Source organism: Pseudomonas sp. AK-TSAG1-1 (assembly GCF_056821665.1).
The window spans coordinates 4,260,001-4,276,415 of record NZ_CM165965.1; the positions used below are offsets into that span (position 1 = coordinate 4,260,001).

18 protein-coding genes (1 of these 18 running past the window's edge) are annotated in these 16,415 nt (G+C 61.6%); 10 read left to right on the forward strand and 8 right to left on the reverse strand.

The annotated features are described in order from the left end of the window. On the reverse strand, positions 1-265 hold the 5' portion of the coding sequence (locus tag AC1UK9_RS19145; protein ID WP_025113227.1) for a TetR/AcrR family transcriptional regulator. The gene continues 314 nt to the left of window position 1, outside the view; 265 of the gene's 579 nt are visible here — the first part of the coding sequence; its start codon is at positions 263-265; its stop codon lies beyond the left edge, outside the window. A gap of 92 nt (positions 266-357) precedes the next feature. Here AC1UK9_RS19145 and AC1UK9_RS19150 point away from each other — a divergent pair, with 92 nt between their 5' ends. Together AC1UK9_RS19150 and AC1UK9_RS19155 are read left to right on the forward strand one after the other, a co-directional pair. Beyond that, the gene (locus AC1UK9_RS19150; RefSeq protein ID WP_025113226.1) at positions 358-1,086 is read left to right on the forward strand and encodes an SDR family oxidoreductase; all 729 of its coding nucleotides are present in this window, start codon (positions 358-360) and stop codon (positions 1,084-1,086) included. Between the two features lie 38 nt (positions 1,087-1,124). Then, positions 1,125-1,721 carry a 2-hydroxychromene-2-carboxylate isomerase gene (locus AC1UK9_RS19155; protein ID WP_482578297.1) on the forward strand — a complete coding sequence of 199 codons (597 nt, stop codon included), beginning with the start codon at positions 1,125-1,127 and terminating at the stop codon, positions 1,719-1,721. A gap of 45 nt (positions 1,722-1,766) precedes the next feature. On the opposite strand, the gene AC1UK9_RS19160 is transcribed toward AC1UK9_RS19155, so the two are convergent. The 4 genes from AC1UK9_RS19160 to AC1UK9_RS19175 form a co-directional block, all read right to left on the reverse strand. Further along, positions 1,767-3,575, reverse strand: a complete 1,809-nt coding sequence (locus AC1UK9_RS19160) for an aminopeptidase P family protein (RefSeq protein ID WP_025113224.1) — start codon at positions 3,573-3,575, stop codon at positions 1,767-1,769. A 56-nt stretch (positions 3,576-3,631) separates the two neighbouring features. Further along, entirely contained in the window at positions 3,632-4,798 is a 1,167-nt protein-coding gene (locus tag AC1UK9_RS19165; protein ID WP_025113223.1) for an aminotransferase class V-fold PLP-dependent enzyme, read from the reverse strand. Between the two features lie 205 nt (positions 4,799-5,003). Further along, on the reverse strand, positions 5,004-5,618 hold the full coding sequence (locus AC1UK9_RS19170; RefSeq protein ID WP_473013127.1) for a LysE family translocator: 615 nt from the start codon (positions 5,616-5,618) through the stop codon (positions 5,004-5,006). A 101-nt stretch (positions 5,619-5,719) separates the two neighbouring features. Further along, on the reverse strand, positions 5,720-5,977 hold the full coding sequence (locus AC1UK9_RS19175) for a hypothetical protein (protein WP_025113221.1): 258 nt from the start codon (positions 5,975-5,977) through the stop codon (positions 5,720-5,722). A 391-nt stretch (positions 5,978-6,368) separates the two neighbouring features. Here AC1UK9_RS19175 and msuE point away from each other — a divergent pair, with 391 nt between their 5' ends. The 4 genes from msuE (at position 6,369) to AC1UK9_RS19195 (ending at position 10,534) form a co-directional block, all read left to right on the forward strand. Further along, positions 6,369-6,932 carry an FMN reductase gene (msuE, locus tag AC1UK9_RS19180; RefSeq protein ID WP_473013128.1) on the forward strand — a complete coding sequence of 188 codons (564 nt, stop codon included), beginning with the start codon at positions 6,369-6,371 and terminating at the stop codon, positions 6,930-6,932. Positions 6,933-6,942: 10 nt separating this feature from the next. After that, positions 6,943-8,088, forward strand: coding sequence for an FMNH2-dependent alkanesulfonate monooxygenase (gene ssuD / locus AC1UK9_RS19185; RefSeq protein ID WP_482578298.1), 1,146 nt, complete (start codon positions 6,943-6,945; stop codon positions 8,086-8,088). A gap of 131 nt (positions 8,089-8,219) precedes the next feature. Further along, positions 8,220-9,407, forward strand: a complete 1,188-nt coding sequence (locus AC1UK9_RS19190; protein WP_482578299.1) for an acyl-CoA dehydrogenase family protein — start codon at positions 8,220-8,222, stop codon at positions 9,405-9,407. Between the two features lie 23 nt (positions 9,408-9,430). After that, positions 9,431-10,534: a sigma-54 interaction domain-containing protein gene (locus AC1UK9_RS19195; RefSeq protein ID WP_482578300.1), complete on the forward strand. Its 1,104-nt coding sequence runs from the start codon at positions 9,431-9,433 to the stop codon at positions 10,532-10,534. Here the strand turns inward: AC1UK9_RS19195 and AC1UK9_RS19200 are convergent. Continuing rightward, positions 10,531-10,896, reverse strand: a complete 366-nt coding sequence (locus AC1UK9_RS19200; protein ID WP_482578301.1) for an antibiotic biosynthesis monooxygenase — start codon at positions 10,894-10,896, stop codon at positions 10,531-10,533. The genes AC1UK9_RS19195 and AC1UK9_RS19200 overlap by 4 nt on opposite strands. Before the next feature lie 94 nt (positions 10,897-10,990). On the opposite strand from AC1UK9_RS19200, the gene soxR reads away from it, so the two are divergent. The 4 genes from soxR (at position 10,991) to AC1UK9_RS19220 (ending at position 14,086) form a co-directional block, all read left to right on the forward strand. Then, the gene (gene soxR, locus AC1UK9_RS19205; protein WP_473013132.1) at positions 10,991-11,440 is read left to right on the forward strand and encodes a redox-sensitive transcriptional activator SoxR; all 450 of its coding nucleotides are present in this window, start codon (positions 10,991-10,993) and stop codon (positions 11,438-11,440) included. A 106-nt stretch (positions 11,441-11,546) separates the two neighbouring features. Further along, positions 11,547-12,005, forward strand: coding sequence for a VOC family protein (locus tag AC1UK9_RS19210; RefSeq protein ID WP_025113214.1), 459 nt, complete (start codon positions 11,547-11,549; stop codon positions 12,003-12,005). Between the two features lie 231 nt (positions 12,006-12,236). Continuing rightward, positions 12,237-13,112 (forward strand): alpha/beta fold hydrolase, encoded by an 876-nt coding sequence (locus AC1UK9_RS19215; RefSeq protein ID WP_482578302.1) that lies wholly within the window; start codon positions 12,237-12,239, stop codon positions 13,110-13,112. Between the two features lie 23 nt (positions 13,113-13,135). Further along, a complete protein-coding gene (locus AC1UK9_RS19220) occupies positions 13,136-14,086 on the forward strand; it encodes a LysR substrate-binding domain-containing protein (protein WP_025113212.1) in 951 nt (316 codons plus the stop codon). A 109-nt stretch (positions 14,087-14,195) separates the two neighbouring features. Here the strand turns inward: AC1UK9_RS19220 and leuD are convergent, their stop codons facing one another. Both leuD and leuC read right to left on the reverse strand, forming a co-directional pair. Beyond that, complete coding sequence (leuD, locus tag AC1UK9_RS19225; protein WP_025113211.1) at positions 14,196-14,810, reverse strand: 3-isopropylmalate dehydratase small subunit; 615 nt, start codon at positions 14,808-14,810, stop codon at positions 14,196-14,198. Next, positions 14,807-16,225 carry a 3-isopropylmalate dehydratase large subunit gene (leuC, locus tag AC1UK9_RS19230; RefSeq protein WP_025113210.1) on the reverse strand — a complete coding sequence of 473 codons (1,419 nt, stop codon included), beginning with the start codon at positions 16,223-16,225 and terminating at the stop codon, positions 14,807-14,809. The genes leuD and leuC overlap by 4 nt, the downstream gene beginning before the upstream one ends. Between the last annotated feature and the right edge of the window lie 190 nt (positions 16,226-16,415).

The window sequence follows — 16,415 nt, forward strand, 5'->3', positions numbered from 1 at the left end:
TGAGACAGCGCTCCAGCCGCTCGCGATCCTGCTCACCTCTCCCACCCAGTCGCTCCAGGCTCTGACACAGTTCGCGTTCGACGATTGCCGTGAATAACGCGTCTTTCGATGAGAAGTGGCTATAGAAAGCCGCCCCACTCAGGCCGATGGCTTTCATCAATCCATCGACTCCGACAGTCGAAAATCCAGCGCGCTTTGCCGACAGCGCACTGCTGTTCAGCAGCTTTTCCCGGGTTTCCAGCTTATGACCGGCGGAATACCGCATGTGCTTACCCTCGTGATCGACCGCCTTGACGTTGTCCGAATCCTAGCATAACGTTCGTTCACTTAACGATCGTTTACTAAAGGGAAACACCGATGAATAACAACAAGGTCGTACTAGTGGTCGGTGCTGGCGATGCTACCGGCGGAGCCATCGCCAAGCGTTTTGCCAAAGAAGGTTTTGTCGCCTGCGTTACCCGACGCAGTGCTGACAAATTGCAGCCGCTGGTCGAGGCCATTCAGGCCGAGGGTGGAGAAGCACATGGCTTCGCCTGCGATGCACGCAAGGAAGAAGACGTCATTGCGCTGATTGAAGAGATTGAAACCCGCCTCGGCCCGATCGAAGCGTTTGTTTTCAACATCGGCGCCAACGTGCCTTGCAGCATTCTTGAAGAAACTGCGCGCAAATACTTCAAGATCTGGGAGATGGCCTGTTTCTCGGGTTTTCTTAATGCCCGCGAAGTGGCCAAGCGCATGGTCACCCGCAAGCGCGGCACCATTCTGTTTACCGGGGCCACCGCCGGGCTTCGCGGCGCCGCCGGTTTTGCCGCATTTGCCGGCGCCAAACACGGTATTCGTGCGCTGGCGCAAAGCATGGCGCGCGAGTTGGGGCCGATGAACATCCACGTCGCCCACGTGGTGGTTGATGGCGCCATCGATACCGACTTCATCCGAAACAGCTTTCCGGAGAAGTACGCGACCAAGGATGAGGACGGTATTCTCAATCCCGAGCACATCGCCGAAAACTACTGGTACCTGCACAGTCAGCCACGGGATGCCTGGACGTTCGAACTGGATCTGCGTCCATGGAACGAACGATGGTAATCCCCCTCCTCCATAACAATAAATAGAGAGCAGCGAATATGGCGAAAACCGTGGAGTTCTATTTCGACCTCGGCAGCCCTGCCACTTATCTGGCCTACACCCAGTTACCGAAAATCTGTGCCGACACCCATAGCGAATTGATCTACATCCCGATGCTGCTGGGCGGTGTATTCAAGGCGACCGGCAATGCCTCACCGGCGATGATCCCGGCCAAGGGCCGCTACATGTTTCAGGATCTGGACCGCTACGCCAAACGATATGGCGTGCCACTGAAGTTCAATCCGCATTTCCCGATCAACACACTGATGCTGATGCGCGCCGTCACCGGCATACAACTGCGCCAGCCGGAACGCTTTCAGGCGTTTATCGATTGCCTGTTCAAGGCACTGTGGGTGGAGGGACGTCCTCTCGATGAGCCGGCCACTGTCGCAGCGGTGTTGAGCGAACACGGCTTCGATCCCAATGAAGTCCTGGCCCTGACCAACGACGAGGCGGTCAAGGCAGCACTCAAGGACAACACCGAGACAGCCATTAAACGCGGGGTGTTTGGTGCGCCAAGCATGTTCATCGGCAATCAGTTGTTCTTCGGTCAGGACCGCCTCGACTTTGTCGAAGAAGCCCTGCGTCAGGCTTAGAAGGAGAACAGACCCGGGCGCCACACAGCCCCCGGGTTGATGCCATCAGATAGCCGCTGTCCGCGTGTTCAGCCACGCCAGTGCAGCGCCCTCCAGCAACGGACTCAAGCGCTCACGCACTTCGGCGTGATAGGCGTTGAACCACTGCTTCTCCTCCTGCGTCAGCAAAGACGGCTCCAGGCAGCGTGTGTCGATCGGGCACAGAGTCAAGGTTTCAAACTTGAGGAACTCGCCAAACTCGCTGCTGCCCGCCTCGCGATTCATGGCCAGGTTCTCGATTCGCACACCCCAACGGCCCGGACGGTAAGTGCCCGGCTCGATCGATGTGATCATCCCCGGCTGCATTGCCGTTTGCGGAGCCGCTGCGGCCTGATACGCGATCACCTGCGGGCCTTCGTGAACATTGAGGAAATAGCCGACCCCATGACCGGTGCCGTGGCCATAATCCACGCTCTCAGCCCAGATCGGCGCACGGGCGATGGCATCCAGCAGCGGCGACAGAATGCCTTTCGGGAACTGTGCCCGCGACAGTGCGATCACCCCTTTGAGCACGCGCGTGCAGTCACGCTTCTGCTCATCCGTTGGCGTACCGACCGGCACCATGCGCGTGATGTCGGTCGTGCCGCCCAGGTACTGGCCGCCCGAGTCGATCAGCAGCAAGCCATCACCCTCGATCACCGCGTGTTCTTCTTCGGTGGCGTGATAGTGCGGCATCGCGCCATTGGCGTTAAACGCGGCAATCGTGTTGAAGCTTAGTGACACGTAATCCGGACGGCGTTCGCGGGCGGCGGTGAGCTTCTCGTCGATGGTCAGTTCGGTAATGCGCTCGCGACCCCAGGCAGACTCCAGCCAGGCGAAAAATTCGCACAATGCCGCACCGTCCTGCTCCATGGCCTGGCGAATGTGCTGCGCATCGGCTTCGCTTTTCTGCGACTTGGCGAGGGTTGTCGGATTCAGGCCTTCGACCAGTTTCACTCCGCTTTCCAGGTTATCCAGCAAACCGCTGGTCACCCGCGCCGGATCCACCAACAGGGTTGCGCCGCCTGGCACAGCGCGCAAGGCGTCGGCCACTTCATGGTAATCACGCAGAGTCACTCCGTCCCGCTCCAGCACCGCACGCAATTCGGCATCGACCTTGCTCAGAGCCACAAACAGTGTCGCTTGCTGTTGATTGATCAACGCAAAAGAAACGAACACCGGGTTGAACGACACATCGCCGCCACGCAGATTGAACAGCCAGGCGATGTCATCAAGGGTGGCGATGAAGTGCCAATCGGCACCACGTTCCTGCAAGGTCTCACGCAGTCTGGCGAGTTTTTCGCCGCGACTGACCGTCGCTTGCGGCGGCAAATGCTGATAGATCGGTGCGTTCGGCAGGCCAGGACGATCGGCCCAGACTTCATTCAGCAAATCGATGTCAGTGCGCAGACGCGCACCACGGGCTTCAAGCTTGCTGCTCAAGGTACGCGCCGAGGCCACGGCCATCACCGCGCCATCAACCGCCACCACGCCACCTTCCGGAGTCTGCTCGGCCAGCCAGTCCAGTGGGCTCGGTTGCCCCGGTTGCAGCTTGACCAGTTCGATGCCGCTGCCTTTGAGTTCCTTGGTCGCCTGTTCCCAATAACGACTGTCGGCCCAGACTCCGGCGAAATCAGCGGTGACAATCAGCGTGCCAACCGAACCATGGAACCCCGACAGCCATTGCCGCCCTTGCCAGTATCCCGGCAGGTATTCCGACAGGTGCGGGTCGGCCGACGGCACCAGCAACGCATGAATGCCTTCACGGCGCATAAGTTCACGGGTGTGCGCCAGGCGCTGGGGAACCGTTCCTTCGGTCAAAGTCTGGGTACTCATCATGTCTCCTGCCAATCACTTCATCGTTATTGTTCGTAGCCGTGGAAGTCGGCTGGTTAAAGCCCTGTCGCCCAGAATGCCGGAGCACTGGCGCAGGCGCCTTTGATCAGTTCTACCGCCTGATCGATATCGTCGGTGGTGGTGAAGCGGCCGAGGCTCAGGCGAATGGTGCGAGCAGCCAGCCGGGCGTCATGCCCCAGTGCCAGCAGCACGTGGGAAGGCGCATTGCTCGCCGAGTTGCAGGCCGAAGTCGCGGAAAACGCGATCGAATGGCTCAAGGCTGCACTGTTGAACTCACCTTCGCTGAACGTCAGGCTCAAGGTGTGCGCAATACGCTGACTGGCGCTGCCGTTGAGGCGCACGCCCGGCAGGCTCAGCAACGGTTCGAGCAAGCGATCACGCAGCGCCACGATGGACTTTTTCTCCTCATCGAACATCGCAGTGGCCAAGGCGAATGCCGCGCCCATACCCGCAATCTGATGGGTCGCGAGAGTCCCGGAACGCAAGCCGCCTTCGTGCCCGCCACCATGAATCTGCGCCTGCAAACGCTGCTGCGCCCGCGGCCCGACATACAGCGCACCAATGCCTTTGGGGCCGTAGAGCTTGTGCGCCGAAAACGACATCAGGTCCACCGGCCATTGCTGCAGATCGATCGCCACTTTACCGGCGCCCTGCGCCGCATCGACATGGAACAGCGCTCCACGGCTGCGCACGACCTCACCGATGGCCGGGATGTCATTGAGCGTGCCGAGTTCATTGTTGACCAGCATCAGCGAGACCAGAAAGGTGTCGTCGCGCATCGCTTCGCTGACTGCCTGCGGGGTGATCAGGCCCTCGGCATCCGGCACCAGGTAGGTCACCGCAACGCCCGCGTCCTGCAGTTGCCGGGCGGTATCGAGGATGGCTTTGTGTTCGATCTGGCTGGTAATGATGTGGCCACCGGCAACGCCGCGTGCCTGGGCCACGCCTTTGAGGGCGAGGTTGTTGGATTCGGTGGCACCGGAGGTCCAGACGATCTGCGTGGCCTCGGCACCGACCAGTTCGGCGACTTGCCGGCGGGCGTGCTCGACTGTTTGCCGGGCCTGCTGACCGAATGCGTGAGAACTGGACGCCGGATTGCCGAAGTTGGCGTGAAAGCCCAGACAGTCGATCATCACCTGGATGACCCGATCGTCCACCGGAGTGGTGGCGGCATAATCGAAATACAACGGACGTTTATTCATAAAAGACTCGCAGAGCGTGTTCCGGGATCAGGAGGCTCGTGTCTGCAAACGGCACAGCGCAGCCTTGTGAGCTGCGCGTCGGTTCGAGAGCGTCATCAATACCTGATCGGATGCCGTTAAAGAAGAACAACTTCATTTAAAAGTGCGTAGGAACGCTCCTGAAGCCGAGCTTAACAGGCATCGGGCCGGCGGTTGAAGCAATGCGTCAGTGAAAGCTTTCGAGAAGTAACGGGTACAGCGAAATCACCAACAACGCGGCCATGCCCCAGTTGAATACGCGCAACCAGCGTGGGTCCTTCAGCACGTTGCGCAACAACGTGCCGCACGCCGCCCAGACGCCGACACTGGGCAGGTTGATGATGGCGAACACCGCAGCGATCACCACAACATTGGTGAAATACCCCTGCATTGGCGTGTAGGTGCTGATCGCGCCGATGGCCATGATCCAGGCCTTGGGATTGACCCACTGAAACGCGGCGGCGCCCAGATAACTGATCGGTTTGCCCTCGCCTTCAGCGCCTTCGCCCACCGGTCCCGAATGAGCGATCTTCCACGCCAGGTACAACAGATACGCGGCGCCTATATAGCGCAGCACCGTGTAGAGCAGTGGATATGTCTGGAACACCGCGCCCAGCCCAAAGCCCACCGCGACCACCAACACGAAGAAACCGCAGGTGATGCCGAGCATATGGGGAATGGTGCGGTTGAAACCGAAGTTCACCCCCGACGCCAGCAACATGGTGTTGTTCGGCCCCGGTGTAATCGAGGTGACAAGGGCAAACAGGGCAAAGCCCAGCAGCAGATCAAGCGAGAGGGTCATGTAGGCATTCCGTCGGGGGGCATTCAGGTGTTGACCCTATCGCACGGCAGCCCGCAAACCCACGGACAGTTGGCTAAAACTTCGAGCAGTACAGTTTGCGATCAGCTTGGACGACCGTGCAGCTGTATGGCACGTCCGGCACTCATTTCAGCTTTCTTGTCGAACGACGATTGACCCAGCAGCGCCGCTTTTTTCGCGTGGTATTCGTCGAAGGACAAGCCGCTGCGATTCAGCGCTTCCATCGCCAGTTCGCGGGTCTCTTCGGCGGTGTAGGGCCGTTGTTCGGGGGAAACGTGGGTGGCGCATCCGGCGAGCACGGAAACAGCGAGCAGCAGCGAAACAGTCAGTAAACGATTCATGGGGGCGTCCTGGCGAGCGGTGTTAGTCGATGGACAAAGGCTACGCCCGCGCTCGCCCGGGCAAAAATCAACGCGCTCAATAGTGGCTATCAGGATTTCAGCTTGATCGTCCTCATATCTCTTAAAGATCTATAAATATCGATTAACGTTCTTTTACGGAATAACAAGCAACCGCTATAAATCCCTCCATACGGCGAACAACTGTTGCTCCAGCAACTGTTGCCCAGGCAACAGCAGTTCAACAAACCCGCCTGATATCTGCACAACTCAATGGCGCCAGAACGCTATAGCCCCCGCGAACCGGGCTTCTCAGGAATTGGTACAGCGCTTGCTCAAGCCTTGGCACTTACTCACTGCTCGCTGAGCAACTGTTGATAAAAAGGAACTCATCATGTCGCGTCCCCTGAAAGTCGTTGCCCTGTCCGGCGGCACCTGGCGCCCGTCCCGCACCCTGGTGCTGACTCAGGCTTTATTGGCCGAACTGGGCGAGCACCTGCCGCTCGACAGTCACCTGATCGAACTCGGTGACATCGCCCGGCCACTCGGTGCTGCGCTGTCGCGTCAGGAACTGAGCGCAGAGGTCGAGGCCGAGCTGCAGGCCATCGAACAGGCCGACCTGCTGATCGTTGCAGCGCCGGTGTATCGAGGCTCCTACCCGGGCCTGCTCAAGCATCTGTTTGACCTGATCGACCTCAATGCACTGATCGACACCCCGGTGTTGCTGGCCGCCACCGGTGGCAGCGAGCGTCATGCGCTGGTGCTCGATCACCAGTTGCGTCCGCTGCTCAGTTTCTTCCAGGCCGTGACCCTGCCGATTGGCGTTTACGCCACCGAGGCCGATTTCGCCGACTACCAGATCACCAGCGAACAGCTGAAAGCGCGCATCCGCCTCGCCGCTGAACGCGCCGCGCCGCTGTTCGGCACGCAAATCAAACCGTTGCTGAAAATCGCTTAAGGAGCTGTTCATGGATGTTTTCTGGTTCCTGCCGACCCACGGCGACGGCCATTATCTGGGCACCACGCAAGGCGCGCGCCCGGTCACACTCAATTACCTCAAACAAGTGGCGCAAGCCGCCGACAGCCTTGGCTACCACGGCGTATTGATCCCCACCGGGCGCTCCTGCGAAGACTCGTGGGTGATCGCCTCGGCGCTGGTGCCGTTGACCGAACGCCTGCGTTATCTGGTGGCGATCCGTCCGGGGATCATCTCGCCGACCGTATCGGCGCGCATGGCGGCGACTCTGGATCGCCTGTCCAACGGTCGCCTGCTGATCAACGTGGTGACCGGCGGCGACCCCGACGAAAACCGTGGCGACGGCAGTTTCCTCAGCCACAGCGAGCGCTACCAAGTCACCGACGAATTCCTCAGGATCTGGCGGCGAGTGCTGCAAGGCGAGGCGGTGGACTTCGAGGGCAAACACCTCAAAGTGCAGAACGCCAAAGCTCTGTATCCACCGGTGCAGAAGCCGTATCCGCCGCTGTATTTCGGCGGTTCCTCCGACGCTGCCCATGACCTGGCCGCCGAGCAAGTAGACGTGTACCTGACCTGGGGCGAACCACCCGCCGCCGTCGCCGAAAAACTTGCCGATGTGCGCGAACGTGCGGCTCGGCACGGGCGCAAGGTGAAGTTCGGAATTCGCCTGCACGTGATCGTCCGCGAGACCGCCGAAGAAGCCTGGAAAGCTGCGGACAAACTGATCGAGCACATCAGCGACGAGACCATCGAGGCGGCGCAGAAATCCTTCTCGCGCTTCGACTCCGAAGGGCAGCGACGCATGGCGGCGTTGCACGATGGTCGACGCGACAACCTGGAAATCGCCCCCAACCTGTGGGCCGGTGTCGGCTTGGTACGCGGCGGCGCCGGAACCGCGCTGGTCGGCGATCCGCAGCAAGTGGCGGCGCGAATCAAGGAGTACGCCGACCTCGGTATCGAGAGCTTCATCTTTTCCGGTTATCCGCACCTTGAAGAAGCCTACCGCTTTGCCGAACTGGTGTTCCCGCTGCTGCCGGAACCCTACGCGAGCCTGGCCGGGCGCGGCGTGACCAATCTGACCGGGCCGTTTGGCGAAATGATTGCCAACGATGTGTTGCCCACAAAAGCCACTGCCTGAACCGAAACCCTTGTGGGAGCGAGCCTGCTCGCGAATGCAGTGGTCATCTACAGGAATGGTGACTGATACGACCCCTTCGCGAGCAGGCTCGCTCCCACAGGGGACTGCGTTGACTCTTTGAGGAACACCGTGTGACCGCCAAACCACAAAGTACCCTGCTCTCCTCGCTGCAGACCGCCCGCCAACTGGCCACCGAATTTGCCCTCACCGCCGTCGAGCGTGACGAGCGCGGCGGTACGCCGAAGGCCGAACGCGATGCCCTGCGTGACAGCGGCCTGCTGGCCCTGAGCATTCCCACGCGCTACGGCGGCCTCGGCGCGCGCTGGAGCGAAACCCTGCAGATCGTGCGCGAGTTCGCCAAGGTCGACAGCTCAATCGCCCACGTCTTCGGCTTTCATCACCTGATGCTCGCCACCGTGCGCCTGTTCTCGCGCCCGGAACAATGGCAGCCGTGGTTCGAACAGACCGCACGGCAGAACTGGTTCTGGGGCAACGCCCTCAACCCGCTCGACACCCGCACCGTGGTCAAGGACTGCGGCGGCTGGCGCGAATTCTCCGGCAAGAAAAGTTTCTGCTCCGGCGCCAGCGACTCGCAGATGCTGATCGCTTCGGCGGTGGACGAAAGCGCCGGCGGCAAATTGCTGATCGCGGCGATCCCCAGTGGGCGCAGCGGCATCACCCTGCACGATGACTGGAACAACATCGGCCAGCGCCAGACCGACAGCGGCAGCGCCACGTTCGAACGAGTGCGCGTCGAAGAGTCCGAACTGCTGCTCGATCCCGGGCCGTTGAGCACACCGTTTGCCTGCCTGCGTCCGCTGATCGCGCAACTGACGTTCACCCACCTGTTTCTTGGCATCGCCGAAGGCGCTTTTGCCGAAGCCCGCCAATACACGCTGAGCGAAACCCGGCTCTGGCACAAATCCGTGGCCCGTGATGTGCGCGAAGACCCGTACGTGCTCGCGCATTACGGCGAGTTCTGGGTGGCGCTGGAAGGCATTCGCCTGCTGGTCGAACGGGCCGCCTCGCTGCTCGACGACGCCTGGGCCAAAGGCCCGAATCTGACTGCCGAGGAGCGTGGGCATCTGGCCACCGCGATTGCCACGGCCAAGGTCGCCGCCAGTCGTCAGGGGCTGGAGATTTGCAGCCGCTTGTTCGAAGTCACCGGCGCGCGTTCGACCCACGCTTCGCTGCGCCTGGACCGGCACTGGCGCAACCTGCGCACCCAGACCCTGCACGACCCGCTCGACTACAAGCTCCATGAGCTGGGCGACTGGGCGCTGAATCAGGCGCTGCCGGTGCCGACGTTCTATTCCTGATCTTTCCTTTAATGGAGCGAGCCATGCAACTGCTGACCCTTCCGCCCTCACCCACCCTGGCGACATCGATCCGCGCCACCGCGCAAGTCTTCGAAGACCCGAAATCCCAGGCCCTGCTCGCGCATCTGCAGCAAGTTGCACCGAGCGAAGCCAGCGTGCTGATCATCGGCGAAACCGGCACCGGCAAGGAGCTGGTGGCGCGGCATATCCACAACCTGAGCAATCGCCGCCATCAGCCGTTTGTCGCGGTCAACTGCGGCGCGTTCTCCGAATCGCTGGTGGAAGCCGAACTGTTCGGCCATGAAAAAGGGGCCTTCACCGGCGCCCTCAGCGCCAAGGCCGGCTGGTTCGAGGAGGCGGACGGCGGCACCTTGTTCCTCGACGAAATCGGCGATTTGCCGATGGCGATTCAGGTCAAGTTGCTGCGGGTGTTACAAGAGCGCGAAGTGGTGCGCCTGGGCTCGCGCAAGAGCATTCCCATCGATGTGCGGGTGCTGGCCGCGACCAACGTGCAACTGGAAAAAGCCATCAATGCCGGCAACTTCCGCGAAGACCTGTTCTATCGCCTGAACGTGGTCAATCTGGAGCTCAGCCCACTGCGCGATCGGCCCGGTGACATCCTGCCGCTGACTCGGCACTTCATCGAAGCCTACAGCCAGCGCCTGGGTTACGGGCGGGTCAGCATCAGCCCCGGCGCCGAGCACAAACTGCGCGGCTACAGTTGGCCGGGCAACATCCGCGAACTGGAAAACGTCATCCATCACACCCTGTTGATCTGCCGCAACGGTGTGATCGAGCGCGATGATTTGCGCCTGTCGAACCTGCGCATCGAGCGCCCGGACGATCAGCAGTCGAGCGCCGACGACTCACCGCAAGCGCTGCTTGAGCGAGCCTTTCAAAAGCTCTTCGAACAACAGGCCGGCGCTCTCCACGAAAAGGTCGAAGACGCCCTGCTGCGCGCCGCGTATCGGTTCTGCCATTACAACCAGGTGCACACCGCTGCCCTGCTCGGCCTGAGCCGCAATGTCACTCGCACGCGGCTGATCAAGATCGGCGAACTGGCGGTTAACAAGCGGCGATTCACGGAGAACCTGCAAGGCGAACGCCTGATCCAGTTGTCGATCTAGCCCACCAGGTTGCAGTGCAGCGCATCGTCATGACTGCGGGCGATGCTGCTCAATACCTGGAACGAATTGAAGGTCACGGTTTTCGCCTGATGGGCACGGATCAGTTGCCAGAAATCCTGCTCGCCACTTTCAAAACGGCTGAACGCTGCTTCCCCGGCCTCGCGGGTCTGCCATTGCAGCAGGCTCAGCACCCGCCGACCGTCGTCACTGACCTGCACGCTGGCGCTGACAAAGCCTGCGTAGCACTGCGCCAGATGCTCGGTCTGCTGCGCCAGTGCCGACACCAGCGCCGGTTGCTGGCGCGGTTCGATCTCGAATTCGATCAATTGGGTAAAACTGCGATTTTTCGCTGACGTTTGCATGACAAGTCCCCATTCACCGTAAGACGAGCCTTGCGACTCGAAGGCCTGCAGGGTAAAACCTCTAGTTAAGTAAAGGTCAAGAGTCATTTTGCCAATGATCACCAAAGAAACCCTGCACAAGCAGCTCACCGTGGGCGAAGTCGCCGCGCGCAGCGGCGTGGCAGTCACCGCCCTGCACTTTTACGAAGCCAAGGGCCTGATCAAGAGCCAGCGCAATGCCGGCAATCAACGCCGCTATCCACGGGAAGTCTTGCGTCGAGTGGCGCTGATCAAGGTCGCGCAACGGCTGGGCATTCCGCTGGCGGAGATTGGCGAGGCGTTGAAGATGCTCCCGGACGATCGCGCGCCGACCGCGGCGGACTGGAAAGTCCTGTCCGAGCAGTGGCGACGCGAACTCGATGAGCGGATCAATCAATTGACCCTGTTGCGCGATCGGCTCACCGGTTGCATCGGCTGCGGCTGCCTGTCGATGGAGGCCTGCCCGTTGCGCAATCAGGGCGATGTGCTCGGTGAACAGGGGCCAGGCGCGCATTTCCTCGGCTGACTGCTCGTCGGGCAAAAATCCTCGTTGCGCAGACAGTTCTATAGTGAATCTTCCACAAATCCGGTGGAGCCCCACACCTCGCAAAACAAAGAACAGGGAGAACGTCATGAGCGTCAAACCCATTCCCGAGGGGTATCACAGCATTACCCCGTACCTCGGCATCCTCAAGGCCGCCGAAGCCATCGAATTCTATAAAAAAGCCTTCGGCGCCACGGTCGTCATGCGCCTCGACATGCCGGACGGCCGCATCGGCCACGCCGAACTGCGCATTGGCGACAGCGCAATCATGCTCGGCACGCCCTGCGACCAGGGGCCGTTGAGCGGTCCGGACAACGCCGTGTCGGTCGGTCTGCATTTGTATGTCACCGATGTCGACAAGTCCTTTCAACGGGCGCTGGATGCCGGGGCCAAGGCGGTGTCCGAGGTCAAGGATCAGTTTTATGGTGACCGCAGCGGGACGCTGAAGGATCCGTATGGGCACCTGTGGTTCCTGGCTACGCGCAAGGAGGACCTGACCGAAGAGCAGATCAAGCAGCGGGCGATCGAGATGTTCAGTCAGGGTTGAGACCTTCAGTGTCTTGACCGGCCTCTTCGCGAGCAAGCCCGCTCCCACAGGGATCTCTGGTGTGAACACTATCGTGGTCAAACAGCAGAACACTGTGGGAGCGGGCTTGCTCGCGAAGGGGCCAGTGCGGCCACATCACACTTCATGAACCACCACACCACGCTGCGCCTGTTGCTCCCGAACGCAAACACTTTCAGCATGCCGACAACGACTGAAAAAAGGATCAGCCCGATGTTTGCCGGATTTTGCAAAGACCAGCGCCACGTCAACGGCGTCGACATCGCCTACCGCCTCGGCGGCAGCGGCCCGGGCCTGTTGCTGTTGCACGGGCACCCGCAGACCCACGTGATCTGGCACAAGCTTGCCGAGCAACTGGCCGGGCACTTCACCGTGGTCGCCGCCGACCTGCGCGGTTATGGCGACAGCAGCCGGCCCGCCGCCGATGAGCAGCACCGCAACCACTCAAAACGTGAAATGGCCAGGGACAACGTCGAGCTGATGCATGCGCTGGGTTTCGCGCAGTTCTCGGTGCTGGCCCACGACCGTGGCGCCCGGGTCGCCCATCGCCTGGCCCTCGACCACCCAACTGCCGTGCAGCGGATGATGCTGCTCGACATCGCCCCGACTCTGTCGATGTACACGCAGACCAACGAAGCCTTCGCCCGTGCCTATTGGCACTGGTTCTTCCTGATCCGCCCGGCGCCATTGCCGGAAACCTTGATCGAGGCCGATCCCGAAGCCTATCTGCGCAGCGTCATGGGCAGCCGCAGCGCCGGGCTCACACCGTTCACCGAGCCCGCGTTCAGCGAATACCTGCGCTGCCTGCGACGTCCCGGCAGCGCCCGGGGCATTTGCGAAGACTACCGCGCCAGCGCCGCCATCGACCTTGAACATGACCGCGCCGACATCGCCGCCGGCCATCAGCTGCATCTGCCGCTGCGCGTGCTGTGGGGTGCCGAAGGCACGGTCGGACGTTGCTTCGAACCGCTGCGCGAATGGCAGCAAGTGGCAACCGATGTCAGCGGTAAAGCACTGCCCGCCGGGCATTATCTGGCCGAGGAAGTGCCTGATCTGCTGCTCGCCGAAGCCCTGGATTTCCTGCGCTGAATCGAGCCTTGCCTGCCGATGCTATGCTGGCGGCTTGTGCCGCCAGTGCTCGTGCCAACATGTCCCAGAACCAAGAACCCGTGCCCCTGCCCGAAGACCTGCGCGTGCTGTTGACGGTGATCCGCAAGAACGGTTTCGCGGCCGCCGCCGACGAGTTGGGCCTGTCCCCGGCCTACGTCAGCAAACGCATCCAGATTCTCGAATCGACCCTCGGCACCCGCCTGCTGCACCGCACCAGTCGCCGCGTGTCTTTGACCGAGGACGGTGAGCGGGTGCAGCGCTGGGCCTTGCGCATCCTCGATGACTTTCAGCAACTGCGCGATGACCTCGCCGACGCCCACGACAGCCCGCGCGGGCGCCTGCACATCTGCAGCAGTTTCGGCTTTGGCCGCAACCACGTGGCGCCCGCCGTTTCGCTGCTGGCCGAACGTCACCCGCAATTGCAGATTCGCCTCGACCTGTTCGACCGCGCGGTGGACATCGTCAACGAAGGCTTCGATCTGGAAATCCGCGTCGGCGATGACCTGCCCGGCCAGCACATCGGCCGACAACTGGTGAGCAACCGCCGGGTCCTGTGCGCAGCGCCCGAATACCTGCAACGCCACGGTACGCCGCAGACGCTGGACGACTTGCAACAGCATGACTGCCTGGTGATCAAGGAGCGCGACAACGCATTCGGCATCTGGCACCTGGATCGCGACGGCGCGCAGGAAAGCGTGCGGGTCAGCGGGCCGCTGTCGTCCAACAACGGTGAGATCGTCCTGCAATGGGCGCTCGACGGACGTGGCGTGTTGCTGCGCTCATTGTGGGATGTGAAGCCGTTGCTGGAACAAGGCCGATTGGTGCCGGTGCTGGCCGATTACAGTCAGAGCGCCAACGTCTGGGCGGTGTACCCGACGCGGCTGGCCAACTCCGGAAAGCTGCGGGCGTGTGTGGAGTTTTTGCAGGGGCATTTCAAGGATCTTTCACTGTAGCCCTTGTAGGCCTTCGCCTGCTCGCGATAGCGGTCGTTCAGCCAATGATGATGTTCACTGACACGACGCTATCGCGAGCAGGCGAAGGCCTACACAGGTTGGTACTGTGTCAGGCAAGCCATGGGTTGTTGGTCAGGTGTTCGCGCTCGAACGCCTTGATCTGTTCACGCCGCTGCAAGGTACTGCCAATCGCATCCAGCCCCAGCAACAGGGCGGTTTTGCGCAAGCCCTCCATCTGGAAATCCAGCACTTCGCCGTCCGCCAGACGGATCTGCTGCGCCTCCAGATCAATACTGAGCCGCGCACTTTCCGGCTGACTCACCCTCCGGCCAATGCGCTGCACCTGCGCCTCGTCGAGGGTAATCAGCAACACACCGTTGCGCTGGCAATTGTCGTAAAAGATCCCGGCGAAACGGCTGCCGATCAGCGCGCGAATCCCCAACTGCTGCAGCCCCCACACCGCGTGTTCACGGCTGGAGCCGCAGCCGAAATTCGGCCCGACCACCAGAAAGCTCGCACCCTGCCAGGCCGGCTGGTTCAACACGAACTCAGGGTTGGGCGTACCGTCGGCAAAAAAACGCAGATCGAAAAACACCCCGCGATCCAGTCCCTGACGATCAATGCCCTTGAGAAACTGCTTGGGCATGATCACGTCGGTGTCGACGTTGGCCGCCAGCAGCGGCGCGGCCTGGCCGCTGACCTGAGTGAAGGGTTGCAGGCTCATGGGCGTTCTCCAAAGTGACGAATGTCGGTGAGGTGGCCGCTGATCGCGGCGGCGGCGACCATCGCCGGACTCATCAGGTGAGTGCGCGCTCCGGCACCCTGCCGGCCTTCGAAATTGCGGTTGGTGCTGGAGGCGCAGCGGTCGCCGGGCGCGAGCACGTCATCGTTCATCGCCAGGCACATCGAGCAGCCGGACTGGCGCCATTCAAACCCGGCGTCGATGAAGATCTGCGCCAGACCTTCGACCTCGGCCTGAGCGCGGACTTCGCTGGAGCCGGGCACGATCATTGCCCGCACATGTTCGGCCACTCTCCGCCCGCGCACGACAGCGGCGGCGTCGCGCAAATCCTCGATCCGCGCGTTGGTGCAGGAACCAATGAACGCATGGCTGATGACGATATCGCGCAGCGCCATCCCCGGTTCCAGGCCCATGTAATGCAGGGCCCGGCGCATGTCCTGACGCAGGATCGGATCGTCGATGCTTTGCGGGTCCGGCACTTGCGCGCCGATGGCTACCGCCTGATCCGGGCTGGTGCCCCAGGTGACCATCGGTTCCAGCAGGCTCGCGTCGAGGTGTACTTCGCGGTCGAACACGGCGCCGGGATCGCTGCGCAGTTCACGCCACTTCTGCAACCCGCGTTCCCAGAGTTCACCCTGCGGTGCTCGGGGTTTGCCCTTGAGATAGGCAAACACTTTTTCGTCCGGCGCCATGAACGCACCGCGCGCACCGGCCTCGACCGCCATGTTGCAAATGGTCATGCGCGCTTCGACGCTCAGGGCATCGATGGTCGAACCGCTGAACTCGATGGCGTAGCCGCTGGCACCGGAGGCACCGATGCGGCCGATCAGCGCCATGATCACGTCCTTGGAGGTCAGGCCCGGCGCCAGCGCGCCATCGACGGTTACGCGCATGCTTTTCAGGCGTTTGTAGACCAGGGTCTGCGAGGCCAGCAGGTGTTCGATCTCCGAGGTGCCGATGCCGAAACCGAACGCCCCCAGCGCACCGTAGGTGGTGGTGTGGCTGTCGCCGGCGGCGATGACCATCCCCGGCAGAATGAAGCCTTGCTCTGGGGCGATCACATGCTCGATGCCTTGGCGCTTGTCGAGGATGTCCAGCAGTTCGATGCCGAAGTCCCGGCAGTTTTCCGCCAGATACGACACCTGCCGCGCACCGCCCGCATCAGGCATCGCCGCGACCCGCAACGGTGTGGTCGGGTTGACGTGATCAACCACCGCCAGCGCCGTGCCCGGCCGCCAGACCTGACGCCCGGCTGCACGCAAACCGCTGAAGGCCTGGGGGCTGGTGTATTCGTTGATCACCTGACGGTCGATATACAGCAGGACATGGCCCTGCTCATCGAGGCGGCACACGGCGTGCGAGTCGATGTGTTTGTCGTAGAGGGTTCTGGGGCTCATCAAGGCGCTCGCTCAGGGGAATCCGGTGATTTCCATCATAGGGAGCGGTTGGCGGCCATCAATTGGCAGGAAGTGAGAGCGGCGTTCATGAATCGTGTTCGATCCCCTGGCCACCGAACGCCCCCTGTAGGAGGGTTGGTGGTGTCTGGGGGAAGTGCGAAACATTTACTTTCATATAAGCCATCGGGAT

Excerpts from the sequence above, each read along its gene's own strand:
- leuC (WP_025113210.1), bottom strand. The coding sequence starts at position 16,225 with ATGAGCCCCAGAACCCTCTACGACAAACACATCGACTCGCACGCCGTG.
- soxR (WP_473013132.1), top strand. The coding sequence starts at position 10,991 with ATGATCACCAAAGAAACCCTGCACAAGCAGCTCACCGTGGGCGAAGTC.
- AC1UK9_RS19175 (WP_025113221.1), bottom strand. The coding sequence starts at position 5,977 with ATGAATCGTTTACTGACTGTTTCGCTGCTGCTCGCTGTTTCCGTGCTC.
- leuD (WP_025113211.1), bottom strand. The coding sequence starts at position 14,810 with ATGAGCCTGCAACCCTTCACTCAGGTCAGCGGCCAGGCCGCGCCGCTG.
- AC1UK9_RS19155 (WP_482578297.1), top strand. The coding sequence starts at position 1,125 with ATGGCGAAAACCGTGGAGTTCTATTTCGACCTCGGCAGCCCTGCCACT.
- AC1UK9_RS19210 (WP_025113214.1), top strand. The coding sequence starts at position 11,547 with ATGAGCGTCAAACCCATTCCCGAGGGGTATCACAGCATTACCCCGTAC.
- AC1UK9_RS19170 (WP_473013127.1), bottom strand. The coding sequence starts at position 5,618 with ATGACCCTCTCGCTTGATCTGCTGCTGGGCTTTGCCCTGTTTGCCCTT.
- AC1UK9_RS19200 (WP_482578301.1), bottom strand. The coding sequence starts at position 10,896 with ATGCAAACGTCAGCGAAAAATCGCAGTTTTACCCAATTGATCGAATTC.
- msuE (WP_473013128.1), top strand. The coding sequence starts at position 6,369 with ATGTCGCGTCCCCTGAAAGTCGTTGCCCTGTCCGGCGGCACCTGGCGC.
- AC1UK9_RS19160 (WP_025113224.1), bottom strand. The coding sequence starts at position 3,575 with ATGAGTACCCAGACTTTGACCGAAGGAACGGTTCCCCAGCGCCTGGCG.
- AC1UK9_RS19165 (WP_025113223.1), bottom strand. The coding sequence starts at position 4,798 with ATGAATAAACGTCCGTTGTATTTCGATTATGCCGCCACCACTCCGGTG.
- AC1UK9_RS19150 (WP_025113226.1), top strand. The coding sequence starts at position 358 with ATGAATAACAACAAGGTCGTACTAGTGGTCGGTGCTGGCGATGCTACC.
- AC1UK9_RS19220 (WP_025113212.1), top strand. The coding sequence starts at position 13,136 with ATGCTGGCGGCTTGTGCCGCCAGTGCTCGTGCCAACATGTCCCAGAAC.
- ssuD (WP_482578298.1), top strand. The coding sequence starts at position 6,943 with ATGGATGTTTTCTGGTTCCTGCCGACCCACGGCGACGGCCATTATCTG.
- AC1UK9_RS19215 (WP_482578302.1), top strand. The coding sequence starts at position 12,237 with ATGTTTGCCGGATTTTGCAAAGACCAGCGCCACGTCAACGGCGTCGAC.
- AC1UK9_RS19195 (WP_482578300.1), top strand. The coding sequence starts at position 9,431 with ATGCAACTGCTGACCCTTCCGCCCTCACCCACCCTGGCGACATCGATC.